Annotated in this window: 18 protein-coding genes; 4 read left to right on the top strand and 14 right to left on the bottom strand. The window is 34.5% G+C overall.

Annotation, left to right across the window (positions count from 1 at the left end; genetic code table 11):
• Nucleotides 1–146 precede the first annotated feature (146 nt).
• The 10 genes from ACPF9A_RS04545 to ACPF9A_RS04500 form a co-directional block, all read right to left on the bottom strand.
• A complete protein-coding gene (locus tag ACPF9A_RS04545; protein WP_424002067.1) occupies nt 147–1010 on the bottom strand; it encodes a sigma-70 family RNA polymerase sigma factor in 864 nt (287 codons plus the stop codon).
• Between the two features lie 126 nt (nt 1011–1136).
• The gene (locus tag ACPF9A_RS04540) at nt 1137–2555 is read right to left on the bottom strand and encodes a hypothetical protein (protein WP_424002065.1); all 1419 of its coding nucleotides are present in this window, start codon (nt 2553–2555) and stop codon (nt 1137–1139) included.
• Nucleotides 2545–3108 (bottom strand): RNA polymerase sigma factor, encoded by a 564-nt coding sequence (locus ACPF9A_RS04535; RefSeq protein ID WP_424002063.1) that lies wholly within the window; start codon nt 3106–3108, stop codon nt 2545–2547. The genes ACPF9A_RS04540 and ACPF9A_RS04535 overlap by 11 nt, the downstream gene beginning before the upstream one ends.
• Before the next feature lie 149 nt (nt 3109–3257).
• Nucleotides 3258–3692: a hypothetical protein gene (locus tag ACPF9A_RS04530; protein ID WP_424002061.1), complete on the bottom strand. Its 435-nt coding sequence runs from the start codon at nt 3690–3692 to the stop codon at nt 3258–3260.
• A 156-nt stretch (nt 3693–3848) separates the two neighbouring features.
• Complete coding sequence (locus ACPF9A_RS04525) at nt 3849–6065, bottom strand: polyribonucleotide nucleotidyltransferase (protein ID WP_424002059.1); 2217 nt, start codon at nt 6063–6065, stop codon at nt 3849–3851.
• Nucleotides 6066–6277: 212 nt separating this feature from the next.
• Nucleotides 6278–6547, bottom strand: a complete 270-nt coding sequence (gene rpsO / locus ACPF9A_RS04520) for a 30S ribosomal protein S15 (RefSeq protein ID WP_038235085.1) — start codon at nt 6545–6547, stop codon at nt 6278–6280.
• Nucleotides 6548–6652: 105 nt separating this feature from the next.
• Entirely contained in the window at nt 6653–7030 is a 378-nt protein-coding gene (locus ACPF9A_RS04515) for a hypothetical protein (protein WP_424002057.1), read from the bottom strand.
• Between the two features lie 105 nt (nt 7031–7135).
• On the bottom strand, nt 7136–8011 hold the full coding sequence (gene accD / locus ACPF9A_RS04510; RefSeq protein WP_424004423.1) for an acetyl-CoA carboxylase, carboxyltransferase subunit beta: 876 nt from the start codon (nt 8009–8011) through the stop codon (nt 7136–7138).
• A gap of 29 nt (nt 8012–8040) precedes the next feature.
• Nucleotides 8041–9108 (bottom strand): class II fructose-bisphosphate aldolase, encoded by a 1068-nt coding sequence (gene fbaA, locus ACPF9A_RS04505; RefSeq protein ID WP_424002055.1) that lies wholly within the window; start codon nt 9106–9108, stop codon nt 8041–8043.
• A gap of 60 nt (nt 9109–9168) precedes the next feature.
• On the bottom strand, nt 9169–11733 hold the full coding sequence (locus tag ACPF9A_RS04500; protein ID WP_424002053.1) for a BamA/TamA family outer membrane protein: 2565 nt from the start codon (nt 11731–11733) through the stop codon (nt 9169–9171).
• A 54-nt stretch (nt 11734–11787) separates the two neighbouring features.
• On the opposite strand from ACPF9A_RS04500, the gene ACPF9A_RS04495 reads away from it, so the two are divergent.
• Nucleotides 11788–12507 (top strand): TrmH family RNA methyltransferase, encoded by a 720-nt coding sequence (locus ACPF9A_RS04495; protein WP_424002051.1) that lies wholly within the window; start codon nt 11788–11790, stop codon nt 12505–12507.
• 89 nt (nt 12508–12596) lie between these two features.
• Here ACPF9A_RS04495 and ACPF9A_RS04490 read toward each other — a convergent pair whose 3' ends face one another.
• A complete protein-coding gene (locus ACPF9A_RS04490; RefSeq protein WP_424002049.1) occupies nt 12597–13292 on the bottom strand; it encodes a porin family protein in 696 nt (231 codons plus the stop codon).
• Between the two features lie 48 nt (nt 13293–13340).
• Nucleotides 13341–14084, bottom strand: coding sequence for a bifunctional demethylmenaquinone methyltransferase/2-methoxy-6-polyprenyl-1,4-benzoquinol methylase UbiE (ubiE, locus tag ACPF9A_RS04485; protein WP_424002047.1), 744 nt, complete (start codon nt 14082–14084; stop codon nt 13341–13343).
• Nucleotides 14085–14314: 230 nt separating this feature from the next.
• Here ubiE and trkA point away from each other — a divergent pair, with 230 nt between their 5' ends.
• Nucleotides 14315–15664 carry a Trk system potassium transporter TrkA gene (trkA, locus tag ACPF9A_RS04480; RefSeq protein ID WP_424002045.1) on the top strand — a complete coding sequence of 450 codons (1350 nt, stop codon included), beginning with the start codon at nt 14315–14317 and terminating at the stop codon, nt 15662–15664.
• Between the two features lies 1 nt (nt 15665).
• Complete coding sequence (locus ACPF9A_RS04475; RefSeq protein WP_424002043.1) at nt 15666–17159, top strand: TrkH family potassium uptake protein; 1494 nt, start codon at nt 15666–15668, stop codon at nt 17157–17159.
• Nucleotides 17160–17231: 72 nt separating this feature from the next.
• Here the strand turns inward: ACPF9A_RS04475 and ACPF9A_RS04470 are convergent, their stop codons facing one another.
• Nucleotides 17232–18422, bottom strand: coding sequence for a pyridoxal phosphate-dependent aminotransferase (locus ACPF9A_RS04470; protein ID WP_424002041.1), 1191 nt, complete (start codon nt 18420–18422; stop codon nt 17232–17234).
• Between the two features lie 15 nt (nt 18423–18437).
• Nucleotides 18438–19538, bottom strand: coding sequence for a fatty acid desaturase family protein (locus tag ACPF9A_RS04465; RefSeq protein ID WP_424002039.1), 1101 nt, complete (start codon nt 19536–19538; stop codon nt 18438–18440).
• 120 nt (nt 19539–19658) lie between these two features.
• Here ACPF9A_RS04465 and rsmG point away from each other — a divergent pair, with 120 nt between their 5' ends.
• On the top strand, nt 19659–20294 hold the full coding sequence (gene rsmG, locus ACPF9A_RS04460) for a 16S rRNA (guanine(527)-N(7))-methyltransferase RsmG (protein ID WP_424002037.1): 636 nt from the start codon (nt 19659–19661) through the stop codon (nt 20292–20294).
• The last annotated feature ends 233 nt before the right edge of the window (nt 20295–20527 follow it).

Genomic DNA, 20527 nt, shown 5'->3' with positions numbered 1-20527 from the left:
GTAATCAGCCGGAGTTTATTCATCAATCAAAAAACGAACAGTCATGATAAACTGTTGTTACCGTTAAAATTACAACTAATATGCCAATATTGCCAATTTAATGAATATTTAACGTGCAATTTTTATAGCTTGAACGCTTAAGTTTTTTAACCCAAATACGTTTTTAATATTTTACTTCTAGAAGTATGCTTTAAACGTCTAATAGCTTTTTCTTTAATTTGACGAACTCTTTCTCTTGTAAGATCGAAAGTTTCACCAATTTCTTCTAAGGTCATAGAATGTTGACCTGCAAGACCAAAGTATAAGCGAATAACATCTGCCTCACGAGGCGTTAATGTTTCTAAAGCACGCTCAATTTCTGTACGAAGAGACTCATGTAATAATTCTCTATCTGGGTTAGGAGACTCGCCACTACGAAGTACATCATAAAGGTTAGAATCTTCACCATCAATTAGAGGAGCATCCATAGATACGTGTCTACCTGAGTTTTTCAATGATTGTTTTACGTCATCAACAGTCATATCCAATTCTTTTGCAATTTCTTCAGGAGAAGGCATTCTTTCATGCGCTTGCTCTAAGAAAGCAAAAGTCTTGTTGATTTTGTTGATAGAACCAATTTTGTTCAATGGCAAACGAACGATACGAGATTGTTCTGCCAAAGCTTGTAATATAGATTGACGGATCCACCATACGGCGTAGGAGATAAATTTAAATCCCCGCGTTTCGTCAAAACGCTGTGCAGCTTTAATTAGACCAAGGTTACCCTCGTTAATTAAATCTGGTAAAGTAAGTCCCTGGTTTTGGTACTGCTTTGCAACTGATACCACGAATCTGAGGTTGGCTTTGGTAAGTTTTTCAAGAGCGAGTTGATCGCCTGCCTTGATACGTTGTGCCAACTCTACTTCTTCATCAGCGGTAATCAAGTCAACTTTTCCAATTTCTTGTAAGTACTTGTCCAAAGATGCGGTTTCCCTATTGGTAACCTGTTTTGTAATCTTAAGCTGTCTCATTAAAATAAATTAAGTTCAGTTTGCATAGACTGCATATACTTATACGTAAAAATCTTCCGAATGTTACAATTGGGTAAATAAAATAGTGAATTTTAGATGAAATACATGTTTTACTGGGTATTTGCTTTATAATTTTAAAGTAATTCCTGTTTGAAGTCTAAAGATAAAAGGATGTTGATTACGGAATTCTTTTTCGAATGTATCTATTTGATATTGCAAAATAGGCTCTACGTCTAACCGTATTTTTTCGGTTAAAGCATAACGAATACCTATTCCTATGATAGGTGTAATTGTAGCTTTTTTCAAATACTTAATTGTACCAATTTCGGCTATTCCCGCTTCGTTTTTAATGTGGACTGCGTTATCACCTAGTATCATAAGACCAATACCAGTAATAGCATCAATTGTAACTTTATTTTTATTCAATGTATAGTTTAATTCTAAAGGAATTTCGTGATACTCCATTTTCTGTTCTATGTCAAACATTTCTCCGTCGTATATTTTATTGAGAATGACATTTGGCACAGGTAATCCATTTCTTTCAATTGCTTTGTCGGTTAGCAAATTAAAAGTTCTTTCATTGGAAAGCTCATTGAGGGCGTTTTCAATTTTAAACGAAAAATTAGATTTTCGGTAACCAAATCTAAATGTAATTTTATCCGAAATAGGGATATTTATAAGTGCGCCATAAGAGTAAGAAATATTTCCTATTAATGTACCACCAGTCAAACTTTGTTCATATGGGTTACCTTTTAAGAGGTAGTTATAATAAGTAGGCGATGCTTGTACAGAAATCATCCAGGGAGCAGCGCTTAATGCCTTTTTAATTGGTTTTACGTTTTCCTCTTCTTTCTTTTTTCTTTTAGGCAATTCTTTTTTTGCGCTAGAATCATTCACTTGCAAAACTTTTTTTACAATGCTGTCTCGGTTATTTATAGCAATAGTATTAGGTAGATTTTTATTTTTTACTTGTACAGAATTTTCCTTAGAAGAATATTTAGTGTTCTTCGTTGTTGCATTGTTTTTAGTTTTTACTACTGGGGTAATTTCCTTTTCATTTTTCTGATTTTTTAAAGAAGTAACTCTTGAATCAAAATTACCTTTACTACTAATTGATACTTTTTTTTTGTTTTCGTTTATGCTGCTTTTGCGATTGTTGGTTGATTGAAAATTAGCTTCATTCAAGGAATCTTTAAAAAAGTTTGTTGTTTTACTATCTTTATTCTTATGAGATTTATAATACGATGATTTATTTGTGGAACTCTTATTTTCTGGGTTAATTTCTTTATTCTTTTCAGTTTCAGTATTAGACTGTTTTTCATTTTTAATATAATCACTTTTTTCTTTTTGTTCAATAATAGAGTAAACAGACAGGATCCCAATAAATGCTACTAAACCACTCCAGAACCATATAAAACCTATTCGTTTCCTTCGTTTTTTGCCTAAAGTTTTTTCAATGGAACCCCAAAGACTTTTATTTGGTTCTATTTCAGCGTTCGACAATCGGTCTCGGAATATATTTCCGAAGTCTTTTTTATCTTCCATAATTGTCGGTTTTATAGTCCACTTTGTTCTTTTTTGCCAAAATCTTCTTTTTTAAAATGGCTTTTGCCCTGTGAAGGTTCGATTTTGAAGTACTATCGGAGATATTTAACAGCTCTGAAATTTCTTTATGGGAAAATCCGTCAATTTCATATAAGTTAAATATAATTCTATACCGGTTTGGCAGTTCTTGTATAAGGGCAATTAGCGCTTCCAAGGTTGGTGGTAAATCTTCATCCTCAAGAGTATGATCCTCGGTTAAAGTATTGGCAGTATTATCGTCTAAACTATAAACGTTGTTTTTTTTGTATTTATCAATTGCCTTATTTATTGCAATTCGCTTCATCCACCCTTCAAACGAACCTTTACCCTTATATTTTATAATTGTATCGAAAATGATAATAAATGTATCATGCAGGTGGTCTTCTGCTTCACTATGGGAACTACAATATTTTAAGCATATAGGAAAGAGCTTTCCTTTGTAAAGGTTATAAAGAATTTCCTGTGCTTTACGGTCTTTTTTAATACACTGACTTATAAGTTGGTCCAGCTTCAATTCTAGTATTTAAGGTATAGTTTATTAGTTGAAAATTTTCAATATTTTTCTATTCTTTAAGTAAGTCTATTATCTTAATTTCTAAATTAAAAAACAGAAACCTTTAAGTAGCTAAATACTTTTGGACATGAAAAGGACAAAATTTTGACTTAGTTTATCAAAGTAATTTCAATTGCTTCGCTACATACATATGAATTTGAAGTGCCTAAAGAAAGTATACTTCCACCATTAAAGCCTTCTTGAACTTCAAAGGTAGCAACATTTAAATTAGTGTTTTTTAAGAGTAGTTCTCCCGATATAACTTCCCAAGTAACTTCGACTTCTCCTTCTAGATTTCCAGAATATTCAAATTGGATAATATCGTTAACCTCCGCTTCTAAAGGACCTGATATACAACATATAGTACCTGAGGATGAGTTGATTACTTCTGTGTTACAGATATTATACATAATTCCGTCAATTGTTGTGAGTGTTTCGTATTCCTCATCTGTAATTATCTCTTCAACCTCTTTGTTTTTACTGCAACTACATAAAATGCTTACAATGTAAATAGTTATTAATTTTAATAAGAAAATTTTCTTCATGATTTGTTTGTCTTTTTATAATAGTCTTTGTTTGTCAAAAAAGGTTGCGTAGCAAACAATAAAAAAACATAGACATTATACTGCTTAATTAAAAACCCCTTGTTTGTAAAATATACAAACAAGGGGTTTTTAATTGAGAAAAATTATTTTTTTTGATTAATCTCTTCTTGGTTTTCTATCGCGATTACGATCGTTTCCACGACGGTCATCTCTTTTTTTGTCATCGCGTGGTGGTCTTTCAACATAACCTTCTGGTTTTGGTAAAAGCGCTTTACGAGAAACTTTCTCTTTTCTAGTTCTTGGATCGAGTCCGAAATATTTTACATCAAAAACATCGCCCATATTAACAACGTCAGTAACATTTTCAGTTCTTTCCCAAGCTAATTCAGATACGTGAAGTAAAACTTCGTTTCCTGGAGCATCCATATATTCAACAACAGCACCAAAATCTAACATTTTGATCACTTTTACTTCGTATACGCTACCTACAGTAGGTTTGAACAGAATAGCATCAATTTTTGCCATAACAGCATTAATACCTTCTCTACCAACACCTAAGATTTCAACGATACCTTCTTCAGTAACTGGATCTTCGTTTATAACGATAGTTGTCTCAGTTTCTTTTTGCATCTCTTGAATTACTTTTCCACCAGGACCAATAAGAGCTCCGATAAATTCGTTTGGAATTCTACGGGTTACCATGGTTGGTGCATGTTCTTTTACATCAGAATTAGGAGTAGAGATAGTATCTGTGATTTTGCCTAAGATATGTAAACGACCATTTCTTGCTTGTTTTAGTGCATTCACTAAAATTTCATAAGACAATCCTTTTACTTTAATATCCATTTGGCAAGCAGTAATACCTTCTGAAGTACCTGTAACTTTAAAGTCCATATCACCTAAGTGATCTTCATCACCAAGAATATCGGAAAGAACAGCATATTTTCCGGTTTCTGCATCAGAAATTAATCCCATTGCAATACCAGAAACTGGTCTGATCATTTGAACACCAGCGTCCATCAATGCCATTGTACCAGCACAAACTGTAGCCATAGAAGAAGAACCGTTAGATTCTAATACTTCAGATACTACACGTACAGTATAAGGACAATCAGCAGGTATCATTCCTTTTAAACCACGTTGCGCCAAGTTACCATGACCAACTTCTCTACGAGATGTTCCTCTTAATGGTCTAGCTTCACCTGTACAAAAAGGAGGGAAGTTATAATGTAAATAGAAATTTTCTTCACCTTCGTAAGATGGCATATCTATTTTATTGGCATCTCTAGAAGTACCTAAAGTTACCGTAGCCAATGCTTGAGTTTCACCTCTTGTGAAAATTGCAGAACCATGTGTAGATGGTAAATAATCAACCTCACACCAAATTGGTCTAATCTCATCTGTCTTACGACCATCTAAACGTAAACCTTCATCTAAGGTTAAAGTTCTAATAGCAGCTTTTTCAGCTTTAGCGTAATATTTAGATACCAAATCACCATAATCTGCTAATTCTTCTTCAGAAAATGTTGCTTTGATTTCTTCTTTAATTTCAGAGAAAGCAGCGCTTCTTTCATGCTTAGCTGAACCAGCTTTTGCAATAGCATATACTTTATCATATGCCATGTCATGAATTTTCTTTGCTAAATCTTTATCTTCTCTTTCTTCAGGATATTCACGTACTTCTTTCTTACCGAAAGCTTCAGCTAATTTTACTTGAGCAGCACATTGAACTTTAATGGCTTCATGAGCAAATTTAATAGCATCTGCCATTTCTTCTTCAGAAATTTCATCCATTTCACCTTCAACCATCATTACAGAATCAGCTGATGCTCCAATCATCATATCGATGTCAGACTCCGCTAATTGTGCTCTTGTTGGGTTAATAATGAATTCACCGTTTACACGACCAACTCTTGCTTCAGAGATAGGGCATTCAAATGGGAAATCTGATAATTGAATAGCAGCAGAAGCGGCTAAACCAGCCATAGCTTCAGGCATAACATCATCATCATGAGACATTAACTGAATCATAACTTGTGTTTCTGCGTGATAATCTTTTGGGAATAATGGACGTAAAACACGATCCACCAAACGCATAGTTAAAACTTCACCATCACTAGGTCTAGCTTCTCTTTTGAAGAAACCACCTGGGTAACGACCAGCAGCAGCAAATTTTTCACGGTAATCTACCGTTAGTGGAAGAAAGTCCACATCACTTTGTTTGTAGTTGGAAACAACTGTACATAATAACATACATTTTCCTGATTGTACAACAACAGAACCGTGCGCCTGTTTTGCCAATTTTCCTGTTTCGATAGAAATTTCTCTACCGTCACCAAGGTCTATGACCTCTCTAAATACTTTTGGAATCATAAAATTCGATTAAAATCTGCACAGTGCAGATTTGTTAAACAATGGTCTTTCCGACTGAAATTCTCTGGTCGGAGTTGTTGTGTTGTTGTGTTGACCAATGAAAAACCGTGTGTAGCTTTTTGTTCACCTTTACCAATGTGTTTGGTTTATACTCTGAAGGCGCAGAGTAATTAAAAAAAAGGGGATAGTTTACTATCCCCTTTTTTGCAATATTATTTTCTAATACCTAGCTCTTTAATTAGCTCTCTGTATTTTACAATATCATTTTTGATCATGTAATCAAGAAGACTTCTTCTTTTACCTACTAGTTTCACAAGTGAACGCTCAGTGTTGTAGTCTTTATGATTTCTTTTCAAGTGACCGGTCAAGTGATTGATTCGGTGTGTGAATAAAGCAATTTGACCTTCTGTTGAACCAGTGTTCTCTGCTTTACCGCCGTGTTTCTTAAAAATTTCGGCTTTTACTTCTTTTGTTAAATACATTCCAATATTAGTTTAAATGATTTTTATGTACATGATTGGTTTTCAATCAGGGCGCAAAGGTATGATTTTTTTTGAAATGTTTAATTGTTATTCTGATAATTTGATTTAAAAAGCACAACCATTAGGTAAGGGTCCCGCTTTTTCTAAATGTTGTGCGAATTCATTGCTTAATTCAGTAGCTGAAAATCCGTTTTCAACAGACCCTCTTTGCACGGCAGATGCATAACCTGAGTTGTTCATATGCACTCGAATATAAACTTGATCGTCATTTTTAAGCGGAATATTCGAACCTGACCTTGTAAATGGTTGTTCATCTACATGGCTATGAGTTAGAATTCTTCTATAAATGAGATTTCCTTCTAAATCTATTATTTCCCACCAATCTGCATATTGCTCGCAACCTTTGTCAGGGCTAGATATTGTTGTGCTAATGGTATAAATTATCTGCTTCTCCTGAACTAACAACAGCAGTAACTTGGGCATTTAAATCAAAAATGCTCGCCGAATCAGATTCATCGACGAGCATTTTTTCTTTATCTGTAGAACAGCATAAAAACCATATTGATAGTAAACTTAATACTAATGTTTTCAAGCTACGGTCTTTTCTGATCTTACCGGATTGTTTTGAATAAGATCTATATAAAGGTTGATCTTTTTCTTCAAATCTCTTCTGTGTGTAATAAAATCTAAAAATCCGTGTTCTAATAAAAATTCAGAAGATTGAAAACCTTCAGGTAAATCTTTACCAGTTGTATCTTTTACAATACGCGGACCTGCAAAACCTATTAGTGCGCCAGGCTCTGCAATGTTAATGTCGCCGAGCATGGCATATGATGCAGTTGTACCACCAGTTGTTGGGTCTGTGCACAAAGAAATATAAGGTAAACCGGCTTCAGATAATTGGGCTAGTTTGGCAGATGTTTTTGCAAGTTGCATTAATGAAAGCGCAGCTTCCATCATACGTGCACCACCAGACTTTGAAATCATTAAGAATGGAGTTTTCTTTTTAATGGCATAATCTATACCTCGTGCAATTTTCTCACCAACGACACTACCCATAGATCCACCAATAAATTTAAAATCCATACAGCAGATAACGATGTCTTTGCCAAAAGATTTTCCGTAGCCTGTTCTAACCGCATCTTTAAGTCCGGTCTTTTTTTGAGCAGCTTTTAAACGATCACCGTACTTTTTAGTATCCTCAAATTTTAAAGGATCTTTAGAAGTAAGTTTTTCATCTAATTCGGTAAACTTGTTGTTATCGAATAAAATCTCAAAATATTCCTTACTGCCTATTCTTACATGATAATCATCTTCTGGACTTACATAAAAGTTTTTTGCAAGATCATCTGACTCAACTATTTTGCCTGTTGGCGATTTATACCACAAGCCTTTAGGTGTGTCTTTTTTTTCTTCAGTAGAAGTTTGTATCCCTTTTTCTTTTCTTTTAAACCAAGCCGTCATATCATCCATTTTTTGGTTATCCTAAAGTATTATAGCGTATTTACGTTATTCAAATCTTCAAACGCTTTTTTCAAACGCTCTATGAATGTAGATTCCCCTTTTCTCAACCAAACTCTTGGGTCGTAATATTTCTTGTTAGGTTCGTCTGCTCCTTTAGGGTTTCCTATTTGAGACTGTAAATAATCTTTATTATCTTGAACATAGTCACGAACACCTGCTAAGAAAGCATATTGTAAATCTGTATCGATATTCATTTTTATTACACCGTAGCTGATACCTTCTCTAATTTCTTCAACTGTAGATCCAGATCCACCATGAAATACGAAATCGATATGGTTGTGCTCAACACCGTATTTCTTAGAAATATGTTCTTGAGAATTTTTAAGAATTTTCGGGGTTAACTTTACGTTACCTGGCTTGTATACACCATGTACATTACCAAATGCTGCGGCGATAGTAAACCTTGGGCTAACTTTAGAAAGCTCTTCGTAGGCGTATGCTACTTCTTCTGGTTGAGTATATAATTTAGAATCATCTACATCAGAATTGTCAACACCATCTTCTTCACCACCAGTAATACCTAGTTCAATTTCTAACGTCATGTTCATTTTGCTCATGCGTTCTAAATACCCTTTGCAGATTTCGATGTTCTCTTCTAAAGGCTCTTCAGAAAGATCGATCATATGCGAGCTGAACAAAGATTTACCTGTTTCAGCAAAATGTTTCTCACTAGCATCTAAAAGACCGTCGATCCAAGGCAATAATTTTTTCGCACAATGGTCTGTATGAAGAATTACGGTTGCACCGTAAGCCGCTGCCAATTGATGAACGTGTTTAGCACCTGCAACTGCACCTAAAATAGCTGCTTGTTGCCCATCATTAGAAAGACCTTTACCAGCATTAAACTGAGCTCCACCATTAGAAAATTGAATGATAACAGGTGCATTTAAACTTGCTGCTGTCTCTAAAACACCGTTAATGGTATCAGAACCAATAACGTTTACTGCAGGTAATGCAAATCCTTTTTCTTTTGCGTAGTTGAAAATTGCTTGAACTTCGTCTCCGGTTGCAACGCCCGGTTTGATATTGTGAGCCATAATTATGTTGTTGTTTGTTTCTAAAAAAAATGAAAAACAAAAGTAATAAAACAATTATATTTAAAAGGGATAGTTGATACCTATTTGCAATACGGAATTCGCAAAATTGTAATCTCTAAACCAACGTTTAGACTGAATCTCAGCAGGATTATAGGTTTTGAACCCTAAATCTAATCGAAATAGAAAATAGGTAAAATCATATCTTAGACCAAGACCTGTGCCGAGTGCAATATCTTTTAAAGAACCTAACCCGTCAAAAGTAGCATTAGGATCTTCAACGTTATCAAGAACATTCCAGATATTACCTGCATCAGCAAAAATTGCCCCATTAATATCACCGGCAATAGGAAATCTATATTCCAAATTTAAAGCCAACTTTAAGTTTGCTTCATTAAAATCGTTGATAGCCGAAGTGCTTCCCGGACCTAAGGAGTAAGGGAACCAAGCTCTATTGTCATTTGATCCACCACCAAAATAGCTTCGTACAAAAGGTATGTTATCAGAGTTTCCGTAAGGTATAGCGATACCGAAAAAAGCTCTTGCGGCAAGAACATTAGAACGAGACAGATCCCAATATTTAACGTATTCAAATTCGTTTTTTATGTATTGTGAAAATGGTACACTAAATACTAGTAATTGGTCATTGTCTTTTTTATTAAATGGTATAAATGTAGAAAGGGCTGATAATACATTACCGGCACCTTCAATTTTCCATCGAAATTTATAAAATGAATTATCTATAATACCTGTTCGGTTCGTTTTATTGAAAGTATAGTTAGATGCAAAAATTAAATTATTTTCGGTCAATCTAATTCTTCTTTCCTCAATAGTTTTTACATTATCAAAATCATCCGTTGTTGAAGCTATACCACCATTTAATATAGAATCTGTAAATATTTTAGTTCCTGATGGAATTATTAAATTTAGTTCACCGTCATCATCCCCTGCTTCAAAAGATGAGGCTATATTTGGGTAAAGATTGGCATCCTCATAATCATCTGCTATATCGTTCAAAAGTTCGTAAGTGTTTGTATACACATTATAAAACCTTTCTTGATTAACATTTCTAACAAACTGAATATTTAATAATTCTACGTCATGATTAATAAAATCGCTAGGTACCCAATTATAGCCTAGAACAGCGTTTAACGTCTGTTTGTCTAAACCAATATTATTTTGAAAATTAGTACCCATGGCTATTCTTGTTTTGGGTAATGTATAGTTAGGTATAATTCTAGAGGTATTTACGAACGGAAACCAGATCCTAGGAAAATCTAAAGTAATGTCACCACCAAATTCTGAAAAATAATTGGCTTCGAAAGTATTACTACTTAATAGGCCATAAGATCCATTGGCAGATATGCTTAAATTTTCAGCGCCTTTAAATATATTTCTAATAAGTAGCGTAGTGCCAAGACCAACACCTAAACGACGCAGGTTAGAACGGCTAACTTCAAAGTCAGTTGCAAAGGCATACTTTGTTTTAGGTGCCAAGTAAATATTGGTATTCACTTTGTTACCAACAGAGTCGGGCTCAAAAATAATATTCGGGTATTTAAATACATTCAGGGCATTTAGTTGTCTAGATGTTCTGATCTTATCTACATCTCGATAAATGCTATCTTTTTTAAAAAAGATGGCATTTGCCAATGTTTTTGGTTTAATGTCAAAATTCTTAGAATAATGTATCGTGTAATCTTGGTAGTCTATCGCGTAAAGCGAATCTTTTGAGTTTGTCGATAGGTAGTCTGTGTAAATATTGATTTTATTTATCTTCTCTACTTTGTAAGACGATGTAGTTACTTCGTTTTCTCCTCTTGTTTTTAAATCACCGATATTAAGGGTGATATTCATTTGTTGGTCGTCTGCAGACCTGGTGGTGTCTCGTAAAATATCGAAAGTAATAGAGCTTTCTTGAAAATTTCGAATACCACTATTTCTAAAAATACCTGTTAAGCGCTCGCGTTCGCTATTAAAGTTAGAAAGGTCAAATTGCTGCCCTTCTCGAATTAATGATTTTGAAGAATTTAAGAAATAGAGCGAGTCTATGGCTGTCGATGAAATATTGTTGCCTAGAGAATCGATCATATAGGGATCTCCAAGTTCAATATGGTAGTTTACTTTCGCTTTTTTGTATCGACTGCTGTCAATAGAATACGTAGTGTTGTTGGTGAAGAAACCTTTGCTCTGATAATAGGCACTAAGCTTTGCCAAGCTTAATCTAGTTTTTGTCGTATCTAAAATGGTAGGTTCTTCGCCAATATCTTTAAGCCAATTGCTTAAACCTTTAACAATGAAAGATTCGCCCAAACGCTCTACTTGTTTTTCTGAAAGTAGTTGGTCAAGTCTTTTTTTTCTATTCTCTTTTCGGTATAACCATGCGCTGTATGAAGAGTCTGGGTTTTCTTTGGCAAGGTTATATAAATGAAGTCTCAGGGGGTAGCCTAAAACGGTCGAATTCGATTTTTGATAGATAAGACTCTTTAAATCTTCATCATTTACTTTAATAGAATCGGCATAAATAGCGTTTTTAATCACCAAGAATTCATCATCCTCTACTTTTTTTAGCGAGTTACATGATAACAAGACTATTGCCAGTAGGGATAATAAGCTTAATTTAGCCATGTTGTTTTTGGAGCAAAATGCCATCCTCATAGAAATCAAAAATACATTATTTGAATGGTTGTCAAAAGTGAATTGAAACTTATCAAAAGTCTACAGCAAAAAAAGTGCCGAAATGAGCACGGGTTATTTGTTGTCGAAGGAAAAAAGACGGTCGAAGAAGTGGTGAATTCAAGCATGAAAGTATATAAATTATTCGCTGTTGACCCATCTGATTTAGTGGTGAATGATAATGATGTAGTTAAAATTTCATCAAAAGAATTAAGTCAAATGAGTAGTCTTAAGAATCCGAACGGATATCTGGGAGTATTTCACATACCTTATGAGAGTAACAAGATCTTATCTGACTGGACATTGGTGTTAGACGGAGTTCAAGATCCAGGTAATTTAGGGACTATAATACGACTTTGCGATTGGTTCGGTATTTCGGACATTATATGTTCTTTAGATACGGTAGATTGTTATAACGCAAAGGTATTGCAAGCTACGATGGGTTCGATTACAAGGGTGAACATTCAGTATTTGGATTTGATCGAGTTTTTAAAAGCTACCAAAATACCAGTATACGGAACTTTTATGAATGGTGTAAGTGTAACTACTTCAAAATTGCCTAAAAAGGGTATTATGGTTATGGGTAATGAGGGTAAAGGTATTTCTAATGCTGTAGCGCTTTTATGTACAGATAGATTGGCAATACCACAATTTGGTGATGTAACTACAGAAAGTTTGAATGTAGCGTCTGCAACGGCAATATTACTTCATGAAATTAGAAGGTAACTAAGACTTGTATTTCAAAATTTTTAACTTTTGCTAATTGCTAATTGCTAATTGCTAATTGCTAATTGCTAATTGCTAATTGCTAATTGCTATTCAAAAGTAAAGTTGATAAAAATTCCGCGTGTTTTTAAAGATTCTATGTTTCCGGTCCACGGACTGTTAGGATCATTATCAGGAACTAATTCGTCGGTTATAGCAAAAACACCACGAATAGAAGGGGTAAACTTGAAGTACTCTAAATAGAAATCGATACCAAAACCAAGTTCATAGTTGTACACCCATTTTTTCATTCTAAAAGTGCCAGATTCATTATCATCAAGGCTTTCTTCGTTACTGCCTAAGTTGAGTCCGGTTGAGGCTCCGCCTAATAAAAAAGGTTTGAAATTGCCAAACCGTCTTGTGCTGGCTTTCAATAAAAGAGGAAAGTTAATATATGTAGATTTTACTTCTCTAATTGCATCTCGCTCATCGTCAAAGCCAGGAAATCCCATTAATCTAGATCCATAATGCAATCCTGGTTCAAAACGAATATCTAAAAATTCATTAAGTCGAACTTCACCAATCAATCCAACATTAAATCCAAAGCTCTTGCTAACCAAAATATCTTGGGCATTTTCTTTGTATTCAATTTTAAAATCATATTGGTTCAAACCTAAGAAATAACCAAAGTTTAAGAGTTTCTTGTCTTCGTTTTGTTTGTTCAATATGGGGCTTTCGTTGAATTGAGCACTCAACGTATTGGTCATTAAAAATAATGTAAATCCTATAAAAAACCATTTCTTCATATATCGTGGTTTACGATTGTAAGTCAACAATTTAAGAGAGCGTGCTAATTATAGCGAGGCGTTAGCCTTTTTTGCCACATAAATTGATGCAACCCCAAATGTTTGAGGTTTATTCGTTACATCTATAAACCCGATTTCATGTAAAATATTGTTGAAGTTTTCGCCATGTGGAAAAACAGAAGCAGATTCGCTTAAATAGCCATAAGCTGAATTGTCTTTTGAAAATAATTTTCCGATTAATGGAAGTATATTTTTTGTGTAAAACTTATATCCTTGTTTGTATGGCGTTTTTGTAGGTACCGAAGTTTCTAGTACAACTAAAGAACCGTTAGGTTTTAAAACGCGTAATATTTCTGACATACCTTTTTCTAAAGTTTCAAAATTCCGAACACCAAAAGAAACCGTTACGGCATCAAAAGAATTGTCTTCAAATAATAGGTTTTCACTATCGCCTACGACCATTTCAATAGTACTGTCAAGTTTTTTATCGGTCACTTTTTCTTTGCCGACGGCTAGCATCCCTGGAGAAATATCTAGACCTACAATCTTTTTTGCGCCAGTTTTAACAAGGGCAATAGCAAGGTCACCGGTACCTGTAGCAATATCTAGAATTGATTGTGGGTTTTCTTTTTTTAATAATTCTACAACCTTTTTACGCCATTTAATATCTATTCCAAATGATATTACACGGTTTAAGCCGTCATAATTTTTAGAAATGGTATCGAACATTTTGGTTACTTGTTCTTTCTTTCCTAAATCAGAATCTTTATAGGGTGTAACTTTTTGGGGCATTTTATGGCTATTTTTTTGGCAAATATACGATATAGCTAGTGCTTAATTCCATTTTAGCGATTTAGGTTGGTTATTGATGCGGTAAACAATTGAAAATAAAGAATAAACTAATTTAATTATGTAATTTTGCGCCATAATAAATGCTATATTTTTCAAGTCTGCTTTTAAACAATTTATAATAGTTTAGAGTCGAAAATTTGTACTTGTCAATTAGCGATCGAATAAAATAAATGAAGATTATAATTGCTGGTGCTGGGGAAGTAGGCTTTCATTTAGCCAAATTACTTTCTTATGAATCACAGGATATTACACTAATCGATTCTAAAAAAGAGAGTCTGGCTTATGCAGACAATCATCTAGATATACGAGTTTTAAAGGGTGATGCAACTTCTATTGCAGTATTAAATGATGCTCAGGTAAAAGATTCAGATTTAGTTATCGCGGTGACCTCTTCAGAAACTACAAACCTTACACTTTGCATGTTGGCGAAGCAGTTGGGGTGTAAGCGAACAATTGCAAGAATTTCGAATACTGAATTTATAAAGAATAAAGAGTTATTGAGGTTCTCAGATTTAGGTATTGATGAATTGATTTCTCCAGAAGCTTTGGCTGCGACAGAAATTCAAATGTTGTTGAATAAGTCCGCCTTCAACGACACCTATGAATTTGAAGATGGAGAGTTGATTATGGTAGGGGTGTCTTTACTGAAATCTGCGCCATTTGTTGGTAAAATGGTTAAAGAAGCAGCTAAGATTTTTCCCGAATTGCATTTTATGCCTATTGCACTTCAGCGAACAGGAACCCAATATACAGTAATACCTCGTGGAGATACGGTGTTTAAAGAAGGAGATCAGGTATATTTTATAACTGTAAAAGAGGGTGTTGATGAACTCTATAAACTTACCGGTAAGACAAAAACGGAAATAAAGAATGTAATGATTCTTGGTGGTAGCAAAGTAGGTTATAAAACCGCTAGAGATCTTTGTGCCAATAAATTCAACGTAAAGCTTATTGAAAAGAATAAAGAAAAAGCGTTTGACCTTGCAGATGAATTACCGAATGCATTGGTAATAAATGGTGATGGTAGAAATGTTGAATTATTAGATGAAGAAAGTCTTGAGTCTATGGATGCCTTTATTGCGGTAACCGGAAATTCAGAAACCAACATCATGTCATGTTTGGTTGCTAAGTCTAAGTATATTAAAAAGACGATTGCCTTGGTTGAGAATATGGATTATTTTCAGCTTTCACATTCTATTGGTATTGATACTTTAATTAATAAAAAACTACTAGCGGCGAATAACATATTTAGACATATTCGAAAAGGTGAGGTAGTGGCATTAATGCGTTTGAACAATTTAAATGCCGAGATTTTAGAATTTATAGTAAAGAAAAATTCTAAAGTAACTGGTGCAACTATTCGTGAACTTGATTTTCCAAAAGCAGCTACCATTGGTGGTGTTGTTCGAGATGGTAAAGGTCATATTGCACTTGGTGGATTTAAAATACAAGAAGGTGATAGGGTAGTGGTTTGTTGTCTACCTTCAGAGATTTCTAAAATAGAACGAATGTTCCTTTAAGATGCAGCTTAATTTAAGAATTATAATACATATAATGGGGCTTCTGTTACTTTGTAACGGAGGCTTTATGCTTTTAGCGGCGGTAGTAAGTGGTATTTACCAAGACGGCGCTACTTTAAGTATCGCTTTAGCATCTATAAGCACGATGTTCGTTGGGGTTTTTATGATGTACTATACCAGGGGTCATAAAAAGGAAGTAAAACAAAAAGAAGGATACATTATCGTTACTTTCGGGTGGATAGTGATGTCCATTTCTGGTATGCTGCCTTATTTATTCTCAGGTGCGGTACCTACGGTAACTAATGCTTTTTTCGAAACTATTTCTGGTTATACGACAACTGGGGCTTCTATAATGGATGATATTGAAGCAATGCCAGAGGGAATTTTATTTTGGAGAAGTTTGACCCATTGGATAGGGGGCATGGGTATTATCGTTTTGGCAATTGCCATACTACCTTTGTTGGGTATTGGAGGAATGCAGTTGTTTTCTGCAGAGGCACCGGGACCAACAGGCGATAAATTACATCCACGAATTACTGATACGGCAAAACGTCTTTGGCTTATTTATTTTGGGTATACGGTAGCAGAAACAATCTTATTACAAATTGCGGGTATGTCGTTTTTTGACGCTATTAATCATGCTATGGCAACACTGTCAACAGGTGGTTTTTCAACTAAAAATGCCAGTGTGGCGTATTGGAACGATCAACCATTGATTCAGTATATCATTATCTTTTTCATGTTCCTTGCGGGTAGTAATTTTGTATTGAGTTATTTCGCTTTTAAGGGAAAAATTCAAAAAGTGTTTAAAGATGAAGAGTTTAGGTATTATTCCGGATTCGTTATAGTTTTTACTATAATAGTGGCCTTGGTGGTGTATTACCAAGCTAATATTACAGAGTTGACCCCTGGATATCCAATGGTGCTCGGTAAGGCAGAAAGTTCGTTTAGACATGCGTTATTCCAGATAATTTCTGTGATAACCACAACAGGTTTTGTTAGTGCAGATTTTACACAGTGGACACCCTTTTTAACCGTGTTTTTCTTCGGATTGTTCTTCTTAGGAGGATCTGCAGGCTCAACAGCAGGTGGTATAAAAGTGATGCGTCATCTATTGATTATTAAGAATGGTGTATTGGAGTTTAAGCGAACATTACATACAAACGCCATCATTCCTGTGCGTTATAATAACAAGACTGTAAAAGAGAAAATCGTATATAATATCATCGGGTTCTTTGTGCTTTACATGCTGCTCTTTATTATTGGAGCTTTAGTTTTAGGCTTTTTGGGGTTAGATTTTGAATCTGCCATTGGGGGCGCGGCGTCATCTTTGGGTAATGTTGGTCCGGCATTAGGGAGCTTAAATCCGGTTAGTAATTTTAATAGTTTACCAGATTTGGCAAAATGGTGGTGTGGCTTTTTAATGTTGGCAGGTAGGTTAGAACTTTTTACCGTACTGATATTGTTAACGCCTTATTTTTGGAAAAGAACTTAAGAGTACTCATTTTATGAAAATAAAAAAGTCCCTTCGTTAGAAGGGACTTTTTTTTATACAATAAGCTGAGGTTTACTTCAGCGCTTCTTTAATTCTTGATATTGCCTCTTTAATTTCCTTTGCAGATGCAGCGTAAGAAATACGAATGCAATTTCCGTTACCAAAAGCATCACCGGTTACGGTAGCAACATTGGCAGCTTCTAAAATGTACATAGACAGGTCTGATGCATTATTAATTGTAGTACCGTTAAATGTTCTGCCGAAATAAGCAGTTACATCTGGGTATACGTAAAATGCACCTTCAGGCTCATTACATTTAAAACCTTCAATTTCGTTCAGTAAGCCTAAAATTAGAGTACGTCTTTCTTTAAATTCATCTACCATATATTTAATACGGTCTGGCGATTCTTCAAGAGCTGTAATTACGGCACGTTGTGCAATACAGTTTGCGCCGCTGGTTACTTGACCTTGTAGTTTATTTGTCGCACGAGCAATATAAGCAGGTGCGCCAATATAACCAATACGCCATCCGGTCATTGCAAATGCTTTTGCAACTCCGTTTACGGTAACCGTGCGATCATACATATCTTCAAATTCTGCCATTGAAGCATGAGCTGTTACACCATAATTAATATGCTCATATATTTCATCACTTACAATAATGATTTGAGGATGTTTTTTCAAAACATCTGCAAGTGCACGTAATTCTTTTTTGCTATAAATAGATCCACTTGGGTTACAAGGCGAACTATACCATAACATTTTAGTTTTAGGTGTAATTGCTGCCTCTAATTGAGCGGGAGTCATTTTAAAATCGTTCTCTAATGTAGTAGCTACTTCTACCGGTACACCATCGGCTAACTTAACGATATCGCTATAGCTAACCCAGTAAGGGCATGGTAAAATAACTTCGTCACCAGGGTTTAAGATAACCTGTGCAACATTATATAAAGATTGCTTAGCACCAGTTGAAACTACAATTTGTGCAAGATCATAGCTTAAATTATTATCTCTTTTAAATTTAGTGATAATAGCTTTTTTAAGATCTACATACCCATCAACAGGTGAATAGGCATTGTAATTATCATTAATAGCTTGTATGGCAGCATCTTTAATATAATCAGGAGTGTTAAAATCTGGTTCGCCTAAGCTCAAACCAATAATATCTTTTCCTTGTGCTCTTAATTCACGGGCCTTTGCGGCCATTTCCAAAGTAGCTGACGGTGTAACGCTGTTAATTCTGTCCGAAAGTTGATTGCTCATGGGTGCTCTTAATTTCTAGTATTGTAAAGTAGGCTCTTTGCCTAGCTCTTTTAAATGTTTGAAGTGCGAAATTATAGCTTTTCTAGTAGTTTTATACTCGTGATATGGTAAATTAAATTCCTGCGCAGTCTGTTTCACAATTTTCGAAATTTTTGTGTAATGTACATGACTTATATTGGGAAAGATGTGGTGTTCCACTTGATGGTTTAATCCACCGGTAAACCAATTTACAATTTTGTTTTTGGTGCCAAAATTTACAGTAGTAAACAATTGATGAATAGCCCAAGTATTTTTCATCGTACCTGATTCATCTGGTAACGGAGTGTCTGCATGATCAACAATATGTGCTAGTTGAAAAACCATACTTAGTATTACCCCTGCAACATAATGCATCAAAAAGAATCCGATTAATATTTTCCACCACGCGATATCTAAAATCAACATCGGTAGTACGACCCAAATAGTAATGTATAATAATTTTGTTACGATCAAGGTGCTCCAATTCATCGTGGCACTAGGTAATTTACCGTATGACAATTTACGCTTTGTATACCTGTACATTTGCTGAAAATCGGTAGTAATAGCCCAGTTGAAGGTTAAAAGTCCGTAAAGCAATACAGAATAAAAGTGTTGAAACTTATGGTGTTTTTTCCATTCTGCATGTTTCGAAAAACGCAAAATTCTACCCGCTTCCATGTCTTCATCATGTTCATGAATGTTGGTATAAGTATGGTGAAGCACATTGTGTTGTACCTGCCAATTATAAACATTACCAGCAAGAATATAGATGCTGCTGCCCATTACTTTGTTTACCCATTTTTTATTGGAATATGCACCGTGGTTACCATCATGCATAACATTCATACCAACACCTGCCATGCCAACACCCATAACGATAGTTAAAATGATATTAGCCCAATTTGGTAGCCCTAAGGTTAGTATTAGAAAATAAGGTGCAAGAAATAAGGCGAACATCACTAACGTTTTTACGTGAAGTCTCCAGTTTCCTGTTTTCTTTAATTTATTAGTTTTGAAATAATCATTAACTCTGCTGTTCAATGTTTTAAAAAACTTTGCAGAATCAGTTCTTGGAAAACGAATGGTATCTTGTGCCATAATTTGGTAATCTTTTACTTAGTACAATGTAATTGAATCTATAATTGTTTGATAGCTTAATTAAAAGCTAAATCTTTGCATCAGTGAATATACTAATATTATCTACTTACAAATATAAGCATGACTGTTGAAATCATATTTGAAAATTTTCCCAATTTATCTGAAAATCAGAAACAAAATTTTAGAAAATTAGAGGAATTGTATAAAGATTGGAATCAAAAAATAAATGTGGTTTCGAGAAAAGACATAGATGAACTCTATTTAAGGCATGTTTTGCATTCCTTGGGAATTGCAAAATTTATAACTTTTAAAGATGGTTCATCAATATTAGATGTTGGAACTGGTGGTGGTTTTCCTGGAATACCATTAGCTATTATGTTTCCTGAAGTTCATTTTACTTTAGTGGATTCTATCGGTAAAAAGATCAAAGTGGTGAACGAGGTGGTTGAAGGTTTACAACTAACCAATGTTACTACTATAAATGCTCGCGTAGAGGAGATACCTGGTAAATTCGATTTTATCGTCAGTAGGGCTGTGGCAGCAATGCCAACTTTTGTACACTGGATAAAAGGAAAAATAAAAAAGGAATCAGTACACACTGTAAGAAACGGAATACTGTATTTAAAAGGCGGAGACCTGAATGATGAGTTAAAAGACTATAGAGCCGCACAGGTCTATAATTTGACCGATTACTTCAAAGAAGATTTCTTCGAGACGAAGAAAATGGTTTATCTGCCGCTTAAATATAAAGGTTGAGCGTATGTATTAAAGAAGAAATGAACTGTAGTATGCCTTCTTATATTTACGGGCAAATTCTTTTAAATAATTCCATGCGTGAATCTGAATACATGTTATATGTAATCTTAAGTTATTGACTGTCATAAGCAATTGATTTTAAGTGAAGTACAAATCTCGGTAAATTACCTTTAATTTACAATTAATTAACGTTAAATTTACATTGATATTGTATTGGAGGCGTGTTAATGTTT

Origin of the sequence: Maribacter sp. IgM3_T14_3, assembly GCF_049603095.1 — a bacterium.
GTDB lineage: Bacteria > Bacteroidota > Bacteroidia > Flavobacteriales > Flavobacteriaceae > Maribacter.
This window is presented reverse-complemented; position numbering and strand designations above follow the sequence as displayed.